Below are 18,317 nucleotides of genomic sequence, written 5' to 3' on the forward strand. Positions count from 1 at the left end.
CGGCCGCGCAACCTCGAGGAGGGGCACGTGCTTGAGCCCGCGTACCAGGCAGACGTCGTCGTCGTGGGAGCCGGAGTCGCCGGTCTCGCCGCGGCGCATCGGCTCATCAGCGCAGGAGTGACGACCGCAGTCCTGGAGGCCGCCCCGTACGTCGGCGGCCGTATGTCGACCGAGAAGGTCGACGGCTTCCGGCTCGACCGCATCGGACAGTTGCTGTCCACGGAGTGGCCCGAACTGGGCCTGACCCCGGGGCTGGAGGGGCTCGTCCTGCGCCCGTTCGCCCCCGGGGTGCTGCTGCACAGCGACGGACGGCACCACCGCGCGGGCGCGCAGGCGGGCGCGGGGAGCGCAAGGGGCGCACTCCACGCCGTACGCGCCCTCGCGAGCGCCCCTCGGGCGGGCGCGCTGCCCCGGCCGCGCCCCGGCGCCGGGCCCGTGCCGGCGCCCCGGGTCCGGCCGGGCGCCCCGCTGGGCACCGCGGTGGACCAGGCCCGGCTGGGCGCCGCGCTGACCCGGCTCGCGGCCACCTCCGTCGAACGGCTGCTGCGGCGCCCGGAGTCCCCGGCCGCCGAGGCGCTCGCGGCGCGCGGTCTGCCCGCCCGGACGCTCGACGGGTTTCTGCGGCCGCTGCTGGCCGCGCTGCTCTGCGACCCGGACCTCGCCACCTCCAGCCGGTGCGCGGACCTCGCGCTGCGGTCGTTCGCGGCGGGCCGGCTGTGTCTGCCGGAGGGCGGCGCCGAGGTGGTGCCGGAGCTGCTGGCGCGGACCCTGCCCGCGGGCACCGTGCACACGGGCGTGCGGGTCACCTCGGTCTCCACGACCTCGGTGACCACCGCCGAACACGGCGAGTTCCGCTGCCGGGCCGTCCTGGTGGCCACCGACGCGCGCTCCGCGGCGGAGCTGCTGCCGGGCCTGCGGGTGCCCGGCTTCCACCCGGTGACGGTCCTGCACCACACCACGGACGAGCCGCCGCCGACCGGCGCCTCGCTGCTGCTGGACGCCGACCGGGGCGGCCCGGTCGCGCACACCGCCGTGGTCAGCGGTGTCGACCCGAGCCGGGCGCCCGCGGGCCGTGCGCTGATCTCCTCCACGGTCCTCGGCACCCCGCCCGACGGCGTCGACACCGCCGTACGGATGCATCTGTCGCGGCTCTACGGGGTGCCGACCACGCGCTGGGAGACGCTCGCCGTGCAGCACACCGCCGAGGCGGTGCCCGCGATGCGGCCGCCGCACGACCCGCGGCGTCCGGTACGGCTGCTGGCGGGCCTGTACGTGTGCGGCGACCACCGGGACACCAGCACGGTCCAGGGCGCGCTGCACTCGGCGCACCGGGCGGCGGCCGCGATCGTGACCGACCTCGGGGCGACGGGGTCGCTGCACCGCGCGGACCCCGCGCCCGGCGCCGAGCGGACCGCCGCGACGGCCGCCGTACAGGCCGCGTAGGACGCGCGCAGGGCGCCGTACAGGCCGTACAGGGCGCGTGGGCGCGCCTCCGGGTCAGCCGAGGGCCGCCACCTTGTCCCGGTAGCTGCGGGCCGGGGCCGCGTCCTTGTACGGCTCCAGGCGCCGTTCGAAGTCCCTGACGTACTCGACGGCGCGGACCGACCGCATCTCCGCGGCCTGTCCCGCCGCCTCGGCGGCGAGCTGGCACGCCTGGTCCAGCTCGCCGAGGCCCAGCCGGGCGGAGGCGAGCACGACCCGGCAGAACAGCCGGCTGCGGGCGTAGGCCGCCGGGCGCAACTGGAGGGAGCGCTCGGCGTGCTGGACGGCGGCCCGGAACTGCTGGAGGTCGCGGTGGCAGTGCCCGAACTCGTCGGCGAGCTGCGCCTCGTCGAAGAACCGGGCCCAGTGCGGCACCTCGTCCCCGGCGCGGGCCGCCTCCAGGGCGCGCTCGGCCCGCACCAGGGCGGCCGTGCAGGCGCGCACCTCGCCGAGTACGCCGTGCCCGCGCGCCTCGGCGGCGTGCAGCAGCGCCTGGACGACGGGCGGGGCGCCGGTGCCGACGCCCTGCTGGGCCACGCGCGCGAGCTGCACGGCCTCCCGGCCGTGGCCGAGGTAGACGGCCTGGCGGCTCATGGTGACCAGCACGAAGGAGCCGTACGGCCGGTCGCCCGCCGCCTGGGAGAGCCGCAGGGCCTGGACGAAGTAACGCTGGGCGAGGCCGTGCGCGGCGATGTCGAAGGAGGTCCAGCCGGCCAGCCGGGTGAGGTCGGCGGTGGCCGCGAAGAGCCGGCGGCCGGTCTGCTCGCCGTAGGTGCCGCGCAGCATGGGCTCGCACTCGTGCTCCAGGTAGCGCACGAGGGCCTGGCGGGCGTGGCCGCCGCCGTACATGTTGTCGAGGGTGCGGAACAGCTCGCCGACCGAGCGCAGCGCGGAGATGTCGCCGCCGGTGACCCGCTGGCCGGGGCCGCGCTCGACGGTGCCGCGCTGCCGGGGGACGGCCGGGGGCGCCTTGGGGGCCGGGCGGTTCTGCACGGGCACCCGCGGCTGCGGTTCGCCGCGGGCCACCTTGTCGTCGGCCCGGCCGATCAGCCAGTCGCGGCTCGGCACCACCAGGCCCGCCGGGGTGAAGGCGATCTTGCGGAGTTCGGCGTGGCTGCCGGAGTCCTTGCGCCACAGCCCGCCGACGATGTCGACGGCCTCCTCGGGGGTGCCGGCGAACTCCAGGCCCGCGTAGACGGGCGCGCAGGCGTCCAGGCCGAGGTCCTGGGCGGTGAGCCGGCGGCCCAGGCGCCGGGTGAAGACCTCGGCGATCAGGGCCGGGGTGGTGCCCCGGGGCTGCTGCCCGCGCAGCCACCGGGTGACGGAGGTCTTGTCGTATCTGAGATCCAGCCCGTGCTCCAGCCCGAGCTGATCGACGCGACGGGCCAGTCCCGCGTTGGAGAAGCCCGCTTCTGCGATGAGCGCGGCGAGCTGGCGGTTGGGAGTGCGCTGCGCGGGTCGTTCCGTCATCTGCGGTGCGGTCTCCTGCCTCCCGGGCCTCTGACGTGCCCGGTTGAAGTGCCCTGATGGGTGCGATCAGCCCTTTTGGCCTCGCGAACGGCGCGAATGTAGCTGAGCGTAGCCAACCGATCGCACATCTCGACGCTCATTCATCCGATCGTGTGAGAATCGACCACCGGGCTGACGGGGAGCGCGCGGACGTACAGTGGCGTTGGCGCGTCACGCGCCTTACGACGTCCAGGGAGGCGCTTGCCGTGAGTGAGTTGCGGTTCGTCCGTAGGGGTTTCGGAGCCGAGGCCGTGGAGTACCAGGTGGCCTGGGACGAGCAGCGCCGGGTGCACGCGGCCCGGTTCGCCGACGAGATCCCCGACACCGTGCTGCTCCTGGAACATCCGCCCGTCTACACGGCCGGCCGGCGCACGGCCGACAGCGAGCGCCCCCTCGACGGCACCCCGGTGGTCGACGTGGACCGCGGCGGCAAGATCACCTGGCACGGTCCGGGCCAGCTCGTCGGCTACCCCATCCAGAAGCTGCCGCGCCCGGTCGACGTCGTCGCGCACGTACGGCGCCTCGAAGAGGCCCTGATCCGCACCTGCGCGGAGTTCGGTCTGGAGACCACCCGGGTCGAGGGCCGCAGCGGGGTCTGGGTGCTGGGCGACCCGGTGGAGCGACGGCCCGCGCTCGGCGGCCTCTCCCTGGACTTCGACCCCCGGCTCACCGACGAGGAGTTCGACCCGCGGCTCAACGGCCCGGAGTACGCCCCCTCCAACGCCGGGCAGCGCCGCGAGGACCGCAAGATCGCCGCCATCGGCATCCGGGTGGCCAAGGGCGTGACGATGCACGGCTTCGCGCTGAACGTGAACCCCGACAACAAGTGGTTCGACCGGATCATCCCGTGCGGGATCCGCGACGCGGGCGTGGCGTCCCTGGCGAACGAACTGGGCCGCGACGTCACCATCGCCGAGGTGCTGCCGGTCGTGGAGCGCCATCTGACGGAGGTCATGGCGACCGCGGAGCTGCGGCCGAGGGTGATCGAACCGAAGGCGGTCGAAAAAGTAACCGAGAAGACACCGGCGGCCTGACACGGGCGGCTGACTTTCAAATCCACGGGCGTACGCTGGAGCACGCCGAAGAATCAATCGCTAGGGAGCCGGTCGTGTCCGCAGTCGCACCCGACGGACGCAAGATGCTGCGCCTGGAGGTCCGCAACAGCCAGACCCCCATCGAGCGCAAGCCCGAGTGGATCAAGACCCGGGCGAAAATGGGCCCCGAGTACACGAAGATGCAGAACCTCGTGAAGAGCGAGGGCCTGCACACCGTGTGCCAGGAGGCCGGCTGCCCCAACATCTACGAGTGCTGGGAGGACCGCGAGGCCACCTTCCTCATCGGCGGCGACCAGTGCACCCGGCGCTGCGACTTCTGCCAGATCGACACCGGCAAGCCCGAGGCGCTCGACCGTGACGAACCCCGCCGGGTCGGCGAGTCCGTCGTCACCATGGACCTGAACTACGCCACCATCACCGGCGTCGCGCGCGACGACCTGGAGGACGGCGGCGCCTGGCTCTACGCCGAGACGGTCCGCCAGATCCACGAGCAGACCGCCGCCCGTGAGGCCGGCCGCACCAAGGTCGAGCTGCTCGCCCCGGACTTCAACGCCGTACCGGAGCTGCTGGCCGAGGTCTTCGCCTCCCGCCCCGAGGTCTTCGCGCACAACGTCGAGACGGTCCCGCGGATCTTCAAGCGGATCCGCCCCGGCTTCCGCTACGAGCGCTCCCTGAAGGTGATCACCGAGGCCCGCGACTACGGCCTGGTCACCAAGTCGAACCTGATCCTCGGCATGGGCGAGACCCGTGAGGAGGTCAGCGAGGCGCTGAAGCAGCTCCACGAGGCGGGCTGCGAGCTGATCACCATCACCCAGTACCTGCGTCCGTCCGTGCGCCACCATCCGGTGGAGCGCTGGGTGAAGCCGCAGGAGTTCGTGGAGCTGAAGGAGGAGGCCGAGCAGATCGGTTTCTCCGGCGTGATGTCGGGCCCGCTGGTGCGTTCCTCGTACCGCGCCGGGCGCCTCTACCAGATGGCGATCGAGAAGCGCGGCGCCTTCGTGGCCGTTCAGGCCGTGTGACTGCCGTGTGACCTGGGCGACAGCCTTCGTCCCGCTTGCTCCGTACGAGTGCGGGACACCCGTGTGAACTCGCGCACAAGATATTACCGATCAGTATTGTCCGATACGACGCGGTCCCGACCGTCCTCGCAGATGAGGGCCCCGGTCGGGACCGCGTCGTCGTCCCCGGGCGCGCGAAGGCCCCGTGACAAGGCTTCATGGGCGTTTGACCGGTCGGTCACGCCCTGGTAACACCGAACAGTGACGCTGGTGTCACACCACGTAGAACCGACCGGACCCGTACCCACCGCCGTACGAGGGGGCTTCTCCCATGCAGGCCGCGCCCGTTCGCGCCACCGCGATCCCGTCCTTCAGCACCGCCCTGCGCGCCGTCGAGTCGCTCCTCATGAGCAGCGGACAGCGCACCGCCCGTCGCAACGCGTGGACCTCCGTGCTGGAGGACCGCCGTCGTGCCAAGGACCGGGTCGAGACGCAGCGCGTCATCGAATCGGTCACCGCCGTCCGTTCCTGACCGACGGGCACCGCCGTCGGCTCCCGGCCGACGGGCACTGCCGTCGTCGGCACTTCCCGGGCCACGTAGACTTCCTGGCATGGCGAGAAGTGACAGTGCGGCGGAGGCCGCGAACACCGGGCGACTGAAGCAGATCGCCCTGACGTACAAGATGACCCGGAGGGCCGACAAGAAGATCGGTCTCATCCTCGCGGGTGTCTTTCTCATCATCTTCGGTGTCTTTCTCGCGATCGGTTTCCTGATCGACCACCCGGTCTACCTGGGCATCCTGGGCTTCGTGCTCGCGTTCCTCGGGACGGCGATCGTGTTCGGCCGCCGGGCCGAGCGGGCCGCCTTCGGCCAGATGGAGGGCCAGCCGGGCGCCGCCGCGGCCGTCCTCGACAACATCGGCCGGGGCTGGACGACCACCCCCGCGGTGGCGATGAACCGCAATCAGGACGTGGTGCACCGCGCGGTCGGCAAGGCCGGCATCGTGCTGGTCGCCGAGGGCAACCCGAACCGGGTCAAGACCCTCCTGGCCGCCGAGAAGAAGAAGATGAACCGCATCGTCGCGGACGTCCCGGTGCACGACGTGCTCGTGGGCACCGGCGAGGGCCAGACCGAGCTGAAGAAGCTGCGGACGACCCTGATGAAGTACCCGCGCGTGCTGACCGGCCCCCAGGTGACCGCGACCAACGACCGGCTGCGCGCCCTGGGCGACCTGATGAGCAACATGCCGCTGCCGAAGGGGCCGATGCCCAAGGGCATGCGCCTGCCGAAGGGCGGCCCGAAGGCCCGCTGACCCTCGACCTTGCGTGGTACGACGATGGGGGCGCCCGGAGTGATCCGGGCGCCCCCATCGTCGTACCACGGCCATCGTCGTACCACGGGGCCATCGTCGTACCACGGCGTCGCGGTCGGTCTCAGATGCGGACCTCGACCGTGCGGGCCAGCCGGTCGTGCAGGCCGCGGCCGTCGCGGTCCCAGATCAGGGCCGGGATCGCCAGGCAGAGCAGCACCGAGCGGAGCGCGGAGCGCAGCGGGCTGACGGTGCCGGTGTCGGCGGACACCACGCGCACGCCGAAGAGCCGCTTGCCCGGGGTGAAGCCGACCGTACCGACCGTGAGCAGGCTCGTCACCAGGAAGACCAGGAGGGTCCAGTTGCTGGTGGAGGGCGTGTAGCCGTCCGTGATCAAGCTGTATGCGATCAAGAGGCACAGGCCCCAGTCCACCGCGAGGGCGCCGAGCCGCCGGCCGGGGCGGGCCAGGGAGCCCGGTCCGTGCTCCGGCAGACCGAGCTGCTCCCCCCGGTATCCGAAGTCGGCACCGGCGTCCTCCATGGCCGCGCGGGGTCCGGAGAGCCACGATCCGAGTGCTTGCCTGTTGTCCACCCGACCACGGTACTGCGCGCCCCGACGCGCGGGGGACGGCGGGGTGTGTCAGGGCTACGGTGGAGGGGCGGGCGGTTAACTTGTGCGAAACAAATGGGTCACGCCCGAGAAATCACGCGTCCCTAGGGTCGGGCAGAGCGTGTGCCACCGCACTGGCCGCACGAACGAACTACCACCCCGGCCGGGCGGTCGGGAGTAGGAGGAGCTGGATGTTCCAGAACGCCGACGAAGCCAAGAAGTTCATCGCGGACGAGGACGTCAAGTTCGTCGACGTCCGCTTCTGCGACCTGCCGGGCGTCATGCAGCACTTCTCGCTGCCCGTCGAGGCGTTCGACCCGGACGAGGAGCTGGCGTTCGACGGTTCGTCGATCCGCGGTTTCCAGGCCATCCACGAGTCCGACATGGCGCTGCGCGCCGACCTGTCGACCGCGCGTGTGGACCCCTTCCGCCGCGACAAGACGCTCAACATCAACTTCTTCATCCACGACCCGATCACGGGCGAGCAGTACTCCCGTGACCCGCGCAACGTGGCGAAGAAGGCGGAGGCGTACCTGGCGTCCACCGGTATCGCCGACACCGCGTACTTCGGTCCCGAGGCCGAGTTCTACGTGTTCGACAGTGTGCGGTTCAAGACCTCGGAGAACGAGTCCTTCTACCACATCGACTCCGAGGCCGGCGCCTGGAACACCGGTGCGATCGAGGACAACCGCGGTTACAAGGTCCGCTACAAGGGCGGCTACTTCCCGACCCCGCCGGTCGACCACTTCGCCGACCTGCGTGCCGAGATCTCCCTGGAGCTGGCCGCGTCCGGCCTCAAGGTCGAGCGCCAGCACCACGAGGTGGGCACCGCCGGCCAGGCCGAGATCAACTACAAGTTCAACACGCTGCTCGCCGCGGCCGACGACCTCCAGCTCTTCAAGTACATCGTGAAGAACGTGGCCTGGCGCAACGGCAAGACCGCGACCTTCATGCCGAAGCCGATCTTCGGTGACAACGGCTCGGGCATGCATGTCCACCAGTCGCTGTGGAGTGGCGGCTCCCCGCTGTTCTACGACGAGGCCGGTTACGCGGGCCTGTCGGACCTGGCCCGCTACTACATCGGCGGCATCCTCAAGCACGCCCCGTCGCTGCTGGCCTTCACCAACCCGACGGTGAACTCGTACCACCGTCTGGTGCCGGGCTTCGAGGCGCCGGTGAACCTGGTGTACTCGCAGCGCAACCGCTCCGCGGCGATGCGTATCCCGATCACGGGCTCGAACCCGAAGGCCAAGCGCGTCGAGTTCCGCGCGCCCGACTCCTCCGGCAACCCGTACCTGGCCTTCTCCGCGCTGCTGCTGGCGGGCCTCGACGGCATCAAGAACAAGATCGAGCCGGCCGAGCCGATCGACAAGGACCTCTACGAGCTGGCCCCCGAGGAGCACGCGGGCGTCGCCCAGGTCCCGACCTCGCTCCCGGCCGTCCTGGACCGCCTGGAGGCGGACCACGAGTTCCTGCTCGCCGGCGACGTCTTCACGTCCGACCTGATCGAGACGTGGATCGACTACAAGCGCAACAACGAGATCGCCCCCCTCCAGCTCCGCCCGCACCCGCACGAGTTCGAGCTGTACTTCGACGTGTGATCGGCCCGTACGGTGCCCCCGTCCCGGTTTCCCGGGGCGGGGGCACCGTCGTATCGTGACAGGTACGGATGTTCGAGTCGCGGTAACGGGGAGCGGGGCACGGCGATGGCTCAACAGGACGACGAGGAACGGGAGTTCGACCTCCGCTGGGCGGACCGGGCCGAGCACAAGGAGCCGTCCGCGCGGGCCCGCATGCTGGCCGCCCGCTGGAAGGAGAACCCGCCGCGCCCGGTGCCGTTCCGCGGCGACCCCGGCCCGTCCGCGCCCCGCCGATCGTCCTGGCTGTCGACGACGATCGTGCTCGGTGTGGTGGCGGCGGTGATCCTGCTGCTGGGGTATGTGCGGTTCCGGGCGCCGTACTGATGTCGACGTACTGATTTTTCGCCTCGCCGCCGGGGCTTTGCCGGGAGTGGGGGCGCTCTGGGGCCCTTCATGGGGTGGGGGCGGTGCACACTGGCAGTAGGGCCTGGCCTTGGTGCGGGGTGATGCAGATGCGGAGTCGATTTCGGAGCGACCGGCAGTTGACCGTGCGGATGACCGTCACGATGTTTCTGCTGGGGCTGCTCTACGTGGCGTTCGTCGTCGCGTTGATCGTGTTTCTGAAGTCATGGGTGCTGGTCGTCGTGGTCGTGGCGGGGATGCTGGGCGCCCAGTTCTGGTTCTCGGACCGGATCGCGCTGTTCGCGATGCGCGGGCGGGTCGTCGAGCGGGAGGAGTATCCCGGGCTGCACTCCGTGGTGGACCGGCTCAGCGCGATGGCGGACATGCCGAAGCCGGTGGTGGCCGTGTCGGATATGGACATGCCGAACGCGTTCGCGACCGGGCGCAACGCCGACAACGCCGTGGTGTGCGTGACGACCGGCCTGCTGCGGCGGCTGGAACCGGCCGAGCTGGAGGGCGTCCTCGCGCACGAGATGGCGCACGTGGCGCACAAGGACGTCGCGGTGATCACGATCGCGTCGTTCCTCGGGGTGATCGCCGGGCTGATCGTCCGGTTCGCCTTCTACTCGCAGCTCTTCGGCGGCGGGCGCCGGGACCAGAACACCGCGGTGGTCTTCGCGGCCGTGATGGGGGTGTCGGCGGCCGTGTACGCGATCAGCTTCCTGCTGATCAGGGCCCTGTCCCGGTACCGGGAGCTGGCCGCGGACCGGGCGGCCGCGCTGCTCACCGGGCGGCCCTCGGCACTGGCCTCCGCGCTGACGAAGGTCTCCGGGGACATCGCCAGGATCCCCACCAAGGACCTGCGCACGGCCCAGGCGTTCAACGCCTTCTACTTCACCCCGGCGCTGGGCGCCGAGCCCGGTCTCTCCCGGCTCTTCTCCACCCACCCGAGCCTGCAGCAGCGGCTCGACCAGCTCGGCAGGATCTCGGCCGAGCTGGGCCGGGCCGCCGAGCCCGGGAAGGCGGGCTGACCATGGGGCTGCTGGACATCCTGCTCGGCCGTACGAAACCGGTCGCGCCCGATCTGGACCGGCTGTTCGCACTGCCCTCGGCGGCGGTGACGCTGGAGGCGGCGACCGGGTTCACCCCGACCGGGCGGGGCGCCGTCTGCTTCGCGACCGTGGAGGGCGCCGCGTTCGAGCAGACGCACCACGAGGTCCAGGCGCTCCTGGACGCCGACACCGACCGCACCGGTCCCCCGGTACGGCTGCTGCGCGACGAGCACGGCTACTCCTGGCTGGTCTCGCACCGCTCCCCCGACGAACTGTCCCTGCTGGTCAACGACCTGCACGCGGTGAACAGCGCGATGGAGGTCAACGGCTTCGGACCGCAACTGCTGTGCTCGCTCGCCGGGTTCACCGACACCGGCGGCCGTCCGCTGGCGCTGGTGTACCTCTACAAGCGCGGCACGTTCTATCCGTTCGCGCCGCTGCCCGGGCCGGAGCAGCGGCGCGACAACGCCCTCGAACTCCAGGTGAAGGCGGTCCTGGAGGACGATCTTCGCCTGGAGCCCGATCTGAGCCGGTGGTTCCCGGTGTGGGGCGCGCCCGGCCTGTGAGACCCGACGGGCCGGGTCAGGTCCTACAGGCCGCGCTCGCGGCGGTAGCGGCGCTCCCACTTGGCCTGCTGGTCACGGCGGTCGCGGTACGCCTTGTACGACGTCGGCGCGGCGCCGGTCGCGGTCGCGGCGCCGGTGCCCTTGCTGGTGGTGCCGGTGCCGGTGCCCGTGCCCGTGGTGGACGGGCCGCGTCCGTGGCGTACGTACAGGTGGAGCAGGGCCACGGCGGCGAGCCAGTAGAGGGGGTTTCCGAATCCCAGGAGGACCAGGACCACGGTCCCGGTCAAGACGATGGTGCCCATGACATCGAGGGTAGGGACACCGTCACGCAGAGTGCATCCGCTTTTCGGCGTCGGGGCGGCCGCCGGTGTCAGACGTCGGGCGCCGCCGTGACCACCCCCGCCGCGACCGCCGCCCTCAGGGTGCCGTGGTCGGCGGCGTTCTGGTCGGCGTAGGCGAGGGCGAACTCGGCGACGGCCCGGTCGAAGGTGTCCGCGCGGCCGAGATACCCGGCGAGGGCGAACCGGTCGCCGGAGCGGGCGTGCGCGCGGGCCAGCGCGGTGCCGCACAGCCGGGCGTAGGCGCGCAGGTCGGCGGGGTCCATGCCGTCGACGTCCGCCGCGCCCTGGACGTCCCGGAGCTGCCGCCAGTAGTAGGCGCGCCCCTGCGGCCCGGTCGTCCAGCCCAGGAAGATGTCGCCGGCCGCCTGGAGCAGACGCTGGCCCGCGACGACCCGGTGGCCGGGGTGGGTGTACGGGCCGGTCGGCAGATGGTCCTCCAGGACGGACGTACGGGCCTCCTTGAGCTGGAGGAACAGCGGGTCGTCGGCGTCGCGCCCGGCGAGCAGGACGACGAAGCAGCGCAGGCCGACACTGCCGACGCCGACGACCTTGCGGGCCGCGTCGACGAACCGGTAGCGGTCGAGGAGCAGCCGGCGTTCCTCGGGGAGGGTGGAGCGGTAGTCGCTGAAGATCTTGCGCAGGGCGGCGCTGTCGGAGGCTCCGGCGGCCTGGAGGAGCGGCGGGTCCTGGATGATGCGGTGCCGTCCGTCGACGACCTCCGCGAGCTTGCCGAGCGCCGGGAGGCTGGTGCGGCGGCGGGCCCGGGCGAGGCTCGCCCCGGCGCGGTGCCGGCGGTGCGCGGAGCGGAGCAGCGGCAGCAGGCGTTCGGCGTCGACGCGGTCGTACCAGACCGCCAGTTCGCCGAGCCCGGCGAGCCGGCGCACGGCGGTGCGGTAGGCGGCGACGGCCTCCAGGGCGGCGCGGCGCACCTTGGGTTCCGGGTGGCCGTTGGCGCGGGCGGCGACGGCGACGGAGACGGCGAGCCGCTTGACGTCCCACTCGAAGGGGCCGGGGAAGGTCTCGTCGAAGTTGGTGAGGTCGAAGTGCAGGGTGCGGCGGGCGGTGGAGTGCGCGCCGTAGAGTCCGAAGTTGAGCAGGTGGGCGTCGCCGCAGAGCTGCACGGTCAGCCCGGTGTGCGGGCGGGCGGCCAGGTCGGCGGCCATCACGGCGGCCGAACCGCGCAGGAAGGCGGACGGCGACGAGGTCATCCGCCCGTACCGGACGGGCAGCAGCTCGGACAGCCGGTCCCGCCCCTGCCGCTCCAGTACGGCGACGGGGTCGGGCCGGTCGACGGACGGCAGCCAGCGTCCGTGCCCGGAGCGGGGCATCCGCCCCCGCGCGTCCCGGCCGCGCCGGGCCCGCTCCGCGGGGGTGGTCATCGGGGGTGCCCCTGCGTGCGCCGTGCCTGCGTGCGCCGTGCCTGCGTGCGCCGATCCGGCGTGCGCCGATCCGGCGTGCGCCGTGCCTGAATGCGTCGATCCGGCGTGCGCCGCCCCCGCGTTCGCCGGCCCTGCATGCGCCGTCCCCGCACGAGTCGTCCCTGCACGTGTCCTCCCTCCGTCGCACCGCCTCCTGTTGGCAGTGAAGTGGGCCCGGGGGGTGGTGTGCATGCCGGATACGGCGAACGGGTGACGCGGACGGCCCGCGGGCGGTCCCGTTGTCAGTGGCGTCGGGGAGTATCGGAAGGGAGCGCGGGCGAAGGCCGGCGGGGGACGGCGGGCGGAGGCCGGGATGGGTGACGGTGTGCGGTACATCGGCGGGGACGAGCGGCGGGCGCGGCTGGGACTGCGGCACCGGCTGGCCCCGGCGGCGCGGGCCGGGACGCCCGAGGAGGTGGCGGACGCGCTGGTCGCGCTGCACGGCAGCGACCCGGCGGCCGTGTATCTGGCGGTGGGGGCCCGGCTGACGGACGCGGCGGGCACCGTCGCGGAGACCGACCGCGCGCTGTACGGGGACCGGACGCTGGTGCGGATGCACGGCATGCGGCACACCGTGTTCGCGTTCCCGGCCGGGCTGACGGCGGTGGTGCACGCCTCGACCGGGCTGGCCGTGGCCGCGCGGGAGCGGGCCTCGCTGGTCAAGGACATGGCGAAGGCGGGCGCGCCGGACGCGGTGTGGCTCAAGGAGACCGAGGAGAGCGCGCTGGCGGCACTGGGCCGGCTGGGCCAGGCCACGGCGTCCGAGCTGGCGGAGGCGGAGCCGCGGCTGCGGGAGCGGTTCGTGTACGCCGCCGGGAAGCCGTACGAGGGGGTCCACACCGTGGGGACGCGGCTGCTGAGGGTGCTGGGCGTGGAGGGGAAGGTGGTCCGGGGGCGGCCGCTGGGTTCCTGGACGTCGAGCCAGTTCCGCTGGGCGTTGGCCCCCGAGCATCCCGAACTGCCCCCGGCCGAGGCCCAGGCGGAGCTGCTGCGCCACTGGCTGGCGGCGTGCGGTCCGGCCACGGAGGCGGACCTCAAGTGGTGGACGGGGTGGCGGGTCACGGACGTACGGCGGGCGCTGGCGGCGATCGGGGCGCGGGCCGTGTCACTGGACGAGGGCACGGGGTACGTCCTCGCGGAGGACGGCGATCCGGTGACGGGGCCTCAGGAGCCGTGGGCCGCGCTGCTGCCCGCGCTCGATCCCACGGCGATGGGCTGGCAGGGCCGCGACTGGTATCTGGACCCGGAGCTGCGGCCGGCCCTGTTCGACTACAGCGGCAACATCGGTCCGACGGTGTGGTGGGACGGCCGGATCGTCGGCGGCTGGGCACAGCGTCCGGACGGCGAGATCGTCTGGCGGATCCTGACCGGGGAGGGAACGGGGGCGGACGGTGCGGGCGGCATCGGCCGCGACGCGGAGACGGCGATCGCGTCGGAGGCGGAACGCCTGACGGCGTGGCTCGGCACCACGCGGGTGACACCGCGGTTCCGGACGCCGGTGGAGAAGGAGTTGGGTCGGTGAGACGGGGTGACGGGCAGAGCTGGACGCGGTAAGAAACGCGCCGCCCGGGGGGAGCGGCATGGCGCCCCGCCGGATGGCGCCCCGCCGGATGGCGCCCCGCCGGATGGCGCCCCGCCGGATGGCGCCCCGCCGGATGGCGCCCCGCCGGATGGCGCCCCGCCGGATGGCGCCCCGCCGGATGGCGCCCCGCCGGATGGCGCCCCGCCGGATGGCGCCCCGCCGGATGGCGCCCCGCCGGATGGCGCCCCCTGGGGGGCGCCCCCTGGGGGGCGGCCATCCGGCGGGGTCGGGTCAGCGGGAGTACCGCATCAGGGCCCGCACCATGTGACACGTCGTGTCCGACGGCGGGTGTATGCCGATCAGTTCCGCCGTGCTGCGGATCTTCTCGTTGCGGGCCTGGTCGGGCAGGTAGACGCCCAGGTCGAGCAGGGCGATCGCGAGCCGCATCGCCTTGAGGCGGCGGTTGTGCGTGGCGTACCACTCACGCGGCCGGCCGGGCGGCAGCGGCCGCTTCGCGACGGGCACGTACGGCAGGTCGAGCTGGACGGGGTGGTTCGCGGTGGACTGGGTCGGCAGCGGCTTCGAACGGAGTGCGGCAGCGGGCACGGGCATCCTCCTGTCGCGGTCAAGGTCCCGGTCCGGAACGTCCGGCGGAACCCTCGAACACTGCTTCTATTCTACCGTCCCCCACTGACAAAAGCCCCTGGCCACAAGGGCATTCGGCACCTTCGGGCGCTACCGTGAGGGGCATGGAGATCTGGATCAACCCCGCCTGTTCCAAGTGCCGCAGCGCCCTCACCCTTCTCGACGCGGAGGGGGCCGACTACACGGTCCGGCGCTATCTGGAGGACGTGCCGAGCGAGGACGAGATCAGGGCCGTCCTCGACCGGCTCGGGCTGGAGCCGTGGGACATCACCCGCACCGGCGAGGCCGTCGCCAAGGAGCTGGGGCTCAAGGAGTGGGCGCGGGACGCCGGTTCGCGCGACCGGTGGATCGCTGCGCTCGCCGGGCACCCCAAGCTCATCCAGCGTCCGATCATCACCGCCGACGACGGCACGGCGGTCGTCGCCCGCACCGACGAGGCCGTACGGGACGCGTTGTCGCGGTAGCCGACCGTCATTCACCGTGGCCAACGGCCGTTCTCCGGCGCCGAGTTGCCGTGTGACGCACGCCACCACAGCCGACTTGTGTGTCCGCTGAGTAACTCGGTTCGGTATCTCGTACATACCGGCGTACGCTCCCTACCGCTCAGGAGGCGCGGATGTCGCGCAGGAGAACCCTCAGCACCAAGAAGAAGCTCGCCCTGCTGGTGAGTGCCGCGACGGTGGCGGGAGGCGGCGCGTTTGTCATGGCGGCCACCTCGAACGCCGCGCAGCCGGCGCAGACGGCCGCCGAGTCGAGCGTCTGTCAGGGGCTGGCCACCGCCCTCGGCAACAACGAGAAGTTCATCGAGGGCCAGCGGGCCGCTCCGGACGCCCAGTCGGAGGCGCGGATCGCCAACCGCGAGGCCGTCATCGCGCAGATCAAGGTCCAGCAGAAGGCGTCCGGGTGCGTCGTTGGGGAGTCGGCTCAGGGCTCCCAGGCGGCACAGCCCGAGGCCCCTGCGGGCAACGCGGGCAACGGCGCGGGCGCCGGGAACGCCGGCAACGGCGCCGGTGAGGCCGGTGCGGGGAACGCCGGTGCCGGTGCCGGTGCCGGTAACGACGCGGGTGCTGGCAACGCCGGCAACGGTGGCGGTGCCGCCGCCGGCCAGCAGGTCTGCAACGGCTCGACCGTCACGCTCTCCGGCGAGGGCGGTGCCCCGGCGGCCTCCAGCAACCAGTTCCCGGCGGGGACCAAGCTGAAGGTCACCAACCTGGACAACAACAAGTCCACGACCGTCGAGGTGACCTCGGTGTCGGGCAGTTGCGTGCTGCTCAACAACGCCGCCTTCGAGCAGGTCCGCGAGCCCGGCAAGTTCCTGATCCGCCGGGCCGTGATCGAGAAGGTGGGGTGATCGCCGGCCCCGGCGGCCGACGAGAACGATGAGAACAGGGTCCCGCCGCTCGCGGCCACGAGCGGCGGGGCCCGCATGTGCGGGGCGGACACGCTGTCTCGAACCCGGCGGACCACAGCACCACAGGACCGCACGGCCGGGGTCGAGGAGGAACAGACGGCGTGTCCGCCCCGCACCCGCGCGCCCGCGTCCCCCTCTCCCCCACCCCCGTATTCCCGTCGCATACGAGCCGCCGGCCGCCCCGAGTGTGCTTCCGCGAACGGTGCCGGACCGGCCCCGCCGGTGCCTCCCGGCACCCCTCACACGGTGACTCGCACCACAGAACCACCAGGTAACACGGGGTTCACATTCGAGCAATGACCGGGAAATCGCCTGTTGGCAGTCTGCCGGGCAGACAAGGCGGCGCCCCAGTGCCGCAGCGCCGCAGCACCCGCAAGTGCGTCAGAGACACCCCGAAGGAAGTGGCCCGTGACCTTCAAGGCTGAGTACATCTGGATCGACGGCACCCAGCCGACCGCCAAGCTCCGCTCCAAGACCAAGATCATCACGGGCGAGCCCGTCGGTCTGGACGCGCTGCCGATCTGGGGCTTCGACGGGTCCTCCACGAACCAGGCCGAGGGCCACTCCTCGGACCGTGTCCTCAAGCCGGTCTTCACCTGCCCCGACCCGATCCGCGGCGGCGACGACATCCTCGTCCTGTGCGAGGTCCTCGACATCGACATGACGCCGCACGAGTCCAACACCCGTGCCGCGCTGGCCGAGGTCGAGGCGCGCTACGGCGCCCAGGAGCCGATCTTCGGCATCGAGCAGGAGTACACCTTCTTCCAGGACGGCTACCCGCTGGGCTTCCCCAAGGGCGGCTTCCCGGCCCCCCAGGGCGGCTACTACTGCGGTGTCGGCGCCGACGAGATCTTCGGCCGTGAGGTCGTCGAGGCCCACCTGGAGAACTGCCTCGCCGCCGGTCTCGGCATCTCCGGCATCAACGCCGAGGTCATGCCCGGCCAGTGGGAGTTCCAGGTCGGCCCGCTCGCCCCGCTCGAGGTCTCGGACCAGCTCTGGGTGGCCCGCTGGCTGCTCTACCGCACGGCCGAGGACTTCGGCATCGCCGCCACCCTCGACCCCAAGCCGGTCAAGGGCGACTGGAACGGCGCCGGCGCGCACACCAACTTCTCCACCAAGGCGATGCGCGAGGGCTACGACGCGATCATCACCGCCGCCGAGTCGCTCGGCGAGGGCTCCAAGCCGCTCGACCACGTCAAGAACTACGGCGCCGGCATCGACGACCGTCTGACAGGTCTGCACGAGACCGCCCCGTGGAACGAGTACTCCTACGGTGTCTCCGACCGCGGCGCCTCGGTCCGTATCCCGTGGCAGGTCGAGAAGGACGGCAAGGGCTACATCGAGGACCGCCGTCCCAACGCCAACGTCGACCCGTACGTGGTCACCCGCCTGCTGGTCGACACCTGCTGCGCCGCCCTGGAGAAGGCCGGCCAGGTCTGATCCACCCCGCACCTCACGAAGGGGCGCCCGCCGAATCGGCGGGCGCCCCTTCGGCGTTCCTCCGCAAGGATTCGTCCAAGCTGTGAGAGGAGGGTCCTGTCACGGGCGCGTGTCTGCTTCAATAAGGGTATGGCCAGCTTCCAGAAGGACACCGCGACGGGTCGCCACGACCTCGAGCCGTTCTGGCCTTCCCGTCAGCACCACGATTTCGACCGGGTGTGTTGCCGCGTGAGGAACGCGCGGGCCCTCTAAAGCCGTACACCCCGGCCTTCGGCCAGCGCGCACGACGTACGTCCCTCGGCGAGCCCGACCACGAATCGCGGCCGTCGTCCTCTCCGACGAACTTTCTCGCGCGAAAGAGCTGACCTCTCATGGCGACCACCCGTTCTCTCTCCTCCGCTCCCCTGGCACCCGCCCCCGCCCCGACCGCTCCCGCCCGGCACCGACTGCGTGCCGTCGACCGGGACGAGGTCGTGGACGTCGCGGACTTCCTGCCGCCGGGCGCCACCTGGCTGCCCGCACCGCAGCACACCCTGCCCACCCTGCCCGGCCAGCCGCCGATGATCGGCTACCTGGTGCTCGTCCCCGCCGACCAGCAGCCGCCGTTCCTCCCGGTGGCCGTGCCGGACCGGCCCGGTACGGACGCGGCCGACCCGCTGGTGCGGATCGACACCGTGCAGCGCACCGCCGCCGTCGACGGCCGTGAACTCGACCTGACCTACCTGGAGTTCGAGCTGCTCGCGCATCTGGTGGCGCACCCCAACCGGGTGCACACCCGCGACCAGCTCGTGACCACCGTGTGGGGCTACGGCCATGTCGGCGACGGCCGTACGGTCGACGTCCATGTCGCCCGGCTGCGCCGCAAGCTGGGCGCGGAGCACCGCCGGACGATCCAGACGGTCCGCCGGGTCGGCTACAAGTACACCCCGCCGACCGGGCGCTGACCCCCAGGACGGCCCCCGGCTCTGCCCTGGGC

At 72.3% G+C, this 18,317-nt stretch carries 19 protein-coding genes; 14 read left to right on the plus strand and 5 right to left on the minus strand.

The genetic code is table 11. From position 1 onward, the window contains the following. Positions 1 to 27 precede the first annotated feature (27 nt). Complete coding sequence (locus AFM16_RS11495) at positions 28 to 1,443, plus strand: NAD(P)/FAD-dependent oxidoreductase (protein ID WP_078633234.1); 1,416 nt, start codon at positions 28 to 30, stop codon at positions 1,441 to 1,443. A gap of 54 nt (positions 1,444 to 1,497) precedes the next feature. On the opposite strand, the gene AFM16_RS11500 is transcribed toward AFM16_RS11495, so the two are convergent. Continuing rightward, positions 1,498 to 2,952: an NsdA family TPR-like regulatory protein gene (locus AFM16_RS11500; RefSeq protein ID WP_078633235.1), complete on the minus strand. Its 1,455-nt coding sequence runs from the start codon at positions 2,950 to 2,952 to the stop codon at positions 1,498 to 1,500. A gap of 56 nt (positions 2,953 to 3,008) precedes the next feature. On the opposite strand from AFM16_RS11500, the gene lipB reads away from it, so the two are divergent. The 4 genes from lipB (at position 3,009) to AFM16_RS11520 (ending at position 6,357) form a co-directional block, all read left to right on the plus strand. Beyond that, positions 3,009 to 4,025 carry a lipoyl(octanoyl) transferase LipB gene (gene lipB / locus AFM16_RS11505; protein ID WP_256861274.1) on the plus strand — a complete coding sequence of 339 codons (1,017 nt, stop codon included), beginning with the start codon at positions 3,009 to 3,011 and terminating at the stop codon, positions 4,023 to 4,025. A gap of 74 nt (positions 4,026 to 4,099) precedes the next feature. Next, positions 4,100 to 5,065, plus strand: coding sequence for a lipoyl synthase (lipA, locus tag AFM16_RS11510; protein WP_078633236.1), 966 nt, complete (start codon positions 4,100 to 4,102; stop codon positions 5,063 to 5,065). 310 nt (positions 5,066 to 5,375) lie between these two features. Then, on the plus strand, positions 5,376 to 5,576 hold the full coding sequence (locus AFM16_RS11515; protein ID WP_030794435.1) for an SCO2195 family GlnR-regulated protein: 201 nt from the start codon (positions 5,376 to 5,378) through the stop codon (positions 5,574 to 5,576). Between the two features lie 79 nt (positions 5,577 to 5,655). Next, positions 5,656 to 6,357, plus strand: a complete 702-nt coding sequence (locus AFM16_RS11520) for a DUF4191 domain-containing protein (protein ID WP_030794432.1) — start codon at positions 5,656 to 5,658, stop codon at positions 6,355 to 6,357. Between the two features lie 121 nt (positions 6,358 to 6,478). Here AFM16_RS11520 and AFM16_RS11525 read toward each other — a convergent pair whose 3' ends face one another. Next, the gene (locus AFM16_RS11525; RefSeq protein ID WP_030794429.1) at positions 6,479 to 6,946 is read right to left on the minus strand and encodes an RDD family protein; all 468 of its coding nucleotides are present in this window, start codon (positions 6,944 to 6,946) and stop codon (positions 6,479 to 6,481) included. A 209-nt stretch (positions 6,947 to 7,155) separates the two neighbouring features. Here AFM16_RS11525 and glnA point away from each other — a divergent pair, with 209 nt between their 5' ends. The 4 genes from glnA to pspAB all read left to right on the plus strand — a co-directional run bounded on the left by glnA (position 7,156) and on the right by pspAB (position 10,564). Continuing rightward, a complete protein-coding gene (gene glnA, locus AFM16_RS11530) occupies positions 7,156 to 8,565 on the plus strand; it encodes a type I glutamate--ammonia ligase (protein WP_030794427.1) in 1,410 nt (469 codons plus the stop codon). 105 nt (positions 8,566 to 8,670) lie between these two features. After that, the gene (locus AFM16_RS11535; RefSeq protein ID WP_078633237.1) at positions 8,671 to 8,928 is read left to right on the plus strand and encodes an SCO2583/SCO2584 N-terminal domain-containing protein; all 258 of its coding nucleotides are present in this window, start codon (positions 8,671 to 8,673) and stop codon (positions 8,926 to 8,928) included. A gap of 128 nt (positions 8,929 to 9,056) precedes the next feature. Next, entirely contained in the window at positions 9,057 to 9,977 is a 921-nt protein-coding gene (gene htpX / locus AFM16_RS11540; protein ID WP_078636906.1) for a zinc metalloprotease HtpX, read from the plus strand. 2 nt (positions 9,978 to 9,979) lie between these two features. Beyond that, on the plus strand, positions 9,980 to 10,564 hold the full coding sequence (gene pspAB / locus AFM16_RS11545) for a PspA-associated protein PspAB (protein ID WP_030794417.1): 585 nt from the start codon (positions 9,980 to 9,982) through the stop codon (positions 10,562 to 10,564). 23 nt (positions 10,565 to 10,587) lie between these two features. Here the strand turns inward: pspAB and AFM16_RS11550 are convergent, their stop codons facing one another. Together AFM16_RS11550 and AFM16_RS11555 are read right to left on the minus strand one after the other, a co-directional pair. Continuing rightward, positions 10,588 to 10,866, minus strand: a complete 279-nt coding sequence (locus tag AFM16_RS11550) for a hypothetical protein (protein WP_030794414.1) — start codon at positions 10,864 to 10,866, stop codon at positions 10,588 to 10,590. A 68-nt stretch (positions 10,867 to 10,934) separates the two neighbouring features. Further along, entirely contained in the window at positions 10,935 to 12,284 is a 1,350-nt protein-coding gene (locus tag AFM16_RS11555) for a DUF2252 domain-containing protein (RefSeq protein WP_030794411.1), read from the minus strand. 352 nt (positions 12,285 to 12,636) lie between these two features. Here AFM16_RS11555 and AFM16_RS11560 point away from each other — a divergent pair, with 352 nt between their 5' ends. After that, positions 12,637 to 13,845 (plus strand): winged helix DNA-binding domain-containing protein, encoded by a 1,209-nt coding sequence (locus AFM16_RS11560; protein WP_078633238.1) that lies wholly within the window; start codon positions 12,637 to 12,639, stop codon positions 13,843 to 13,845. Between the two features lie 291 nt (positions 13,846 to 14,136). On the opposite strand, the gene AFM16_RS11570 is transcribed toward AFM16_RS11560, so the two are convergent. Beyond that, complete coding sequence (locus AFM16_RS11570) at positions 14,137 to 14,451, minus strand: hypothetical protein (protein ID WP_078636907.1); 315 nt, start codon at positions 14,449 to 14,451, stop codon at positions 14,137 to 14,139. Between the two features lie 143 nt (positions 14,452 to 14,594). On the opposite strand from AFM16_RS11570, the gene AFM16_RS11575 reads away from it, so the two are divergent. From AFM16_RS11575 to AFM16_RS11590, 4 genes are all read left to right on the plus strand, one after another. Next, positions 14,595 to 14,954, plus strand: coding sequence for an arsenate reductase family protein (locus tag AFM16_RS11575; RefSeq protein WP_030794405.1), 360 nt, complete (start codon positions 14,595 to 14,597; stop codon positions 14,952 to 14,954). A 152-nt stretch (positions 14,955 to 15,106) separates the two neighbouring features. After that, positions 15,107 to 15,841, plus strand: a complete 735-nt coding sequence (locus AFM16_RS11580) for an SCO2207 family protein (protein ID WP_078633239.1) — start codon at positions 15,107 to 15,109, stop codon at positions 15,839 to 15,841. A gap of 468 nt (positions 15,842 to 16,309) precedes the next feature. Continuing rightward, the gene (gene glnII / locus AFM16_RS11585; RefSeq protein WP_030794399.1) at positions 16,310 to 17,341 is read left to right on the plus strand and encodes a glutamine synthetase; all 1,032 of its coding nucleotides are present in this window, start codon (positions 16,310 to 16,312) and stop codon (positions 17,339 to 17,341) included. Between the two features lie 371 nt (positions 17,342 to 17,712). After that, positions 17,713 to 18,285 (plus strand): winged helix-turn-helix domain-containing protein, encoded by a 573-nt coding sequence (locus tag AFM16_RS11590; RefSeq protein WP_030794395.1) that lies wholly within the window; start codon positions 17,713 to 17,715, stop codon positions 18,283 to 18,285. The last annotated feature ends 32 nt before the right edge of the window (positions 18,286 to 18,317 follow it).

This window comes from Streptomyces antibioticus, from assembly GCF_002019855.1.
Classification (GTDB): Bacteria; Actinomycetota; Actinomycetes; order Streptomycetales; family Streptomycetaceae; genus Streptomyces; species Streptomyces antibioticus_B.

Bases quoted from the DNA above. Each gene is read 5' to 3' on its own strand.
- AFM16_RS11500 (WP_078633235.1), bottom strand. From the start codon at position 2,952: ATGACGGAACGACCCGCGCAGCGCACTCCCAACCGCCAGCTCGCCGCG.
- lipB (WP_256861274.1), top strand. From the start codon at position 3,009: ATGGGTGCGATCAGCCCTTTTGGCCTCGCGAACGGCGCGAATGTAGCT.
- AFM16_RS11515 (WP_030794435.1), top strand. From the start codon at position 5,376: ATGCAGGCCGCGCCCGTTCGCGCCACCGCGATCCCGTCCTTCAGCACC.
- AFM16_RS11520 (WP_030794432.1), top strand. From the start codon at position 5,656: ATGGCGAGAAGTGACAGTGCGGCGGAGGCCGCGAACACCGGGCGACTG.
- glnA (WP_030794427.1), top strand. From the start codon at position 7,156: ATGTTCCAGAACGCCGACGAAGCCAAGAAGTTCATCGCGGACGAGGAC.
- AFM16_RS11535 (WP_078633237.1), top strand. From the start codon at position 8,671: ATGGCTCAACAGGACGACGAGGAACGGGAGTTCGACCTCCGCTGGGCG.
- htpX (WP_078636906.1), top strand. From the start codon at position 9,057: ATGCGGAGTCGATTTCGGAGCGACCGGCAGTTGACCGTGCGGATGACC.
- pspAB (WP_030794417.1), top strand. From the start codon at position 9,980: ATGGGGCTGCTGGACATCCTGCTCGGCCGTACGAAACCGGTCGCGCCC.
- AFM16_RS11550 (WP_030794414.1), bottom strand. From the start codon at position 10,866: ATGGGCACCATCGTCTTGACCGGGACCGTGGTCCTGGTCCTCCTGGGA.
- AFM16_RS11555 (WP_030794411.1), bottom strand. From the start codon at position 12,284: ATGACCACCCCCGCGGAGCGGGCCCGGCGCGGCCGGGACGCGCGGGGG.
- AFM16_RS11560 (WP_078633238.1), top strand. From the start codon at position 12,637: ATGGGTGACGGTGTGCGGTACATCGGCGGGGACGAGCGGCGGGCGCGG.
- AFM16_RS11575 (WP_030794405.1), top strand. From the start codon at position 14,595: ATGGAGATCTGGATCAACCCCGCCTGTTCCAAGTGCCGCAGCGCCCTC.
- AFM16_RS11580 (WP_078633239.1), top strand. From the start codon at position 15,107: ATGTCGCGCAGGAGAACCCTCAGCACCAAGAAGAAGCTCGCCCTGCTG.
- AFM16_RS11590 (WP_030794395.1), top strand. From the start codon at position 17,713: ATGGCGACCACCCGTTCTCTCTCCTCCGCTCCCCTGGCACCCGCCCCC.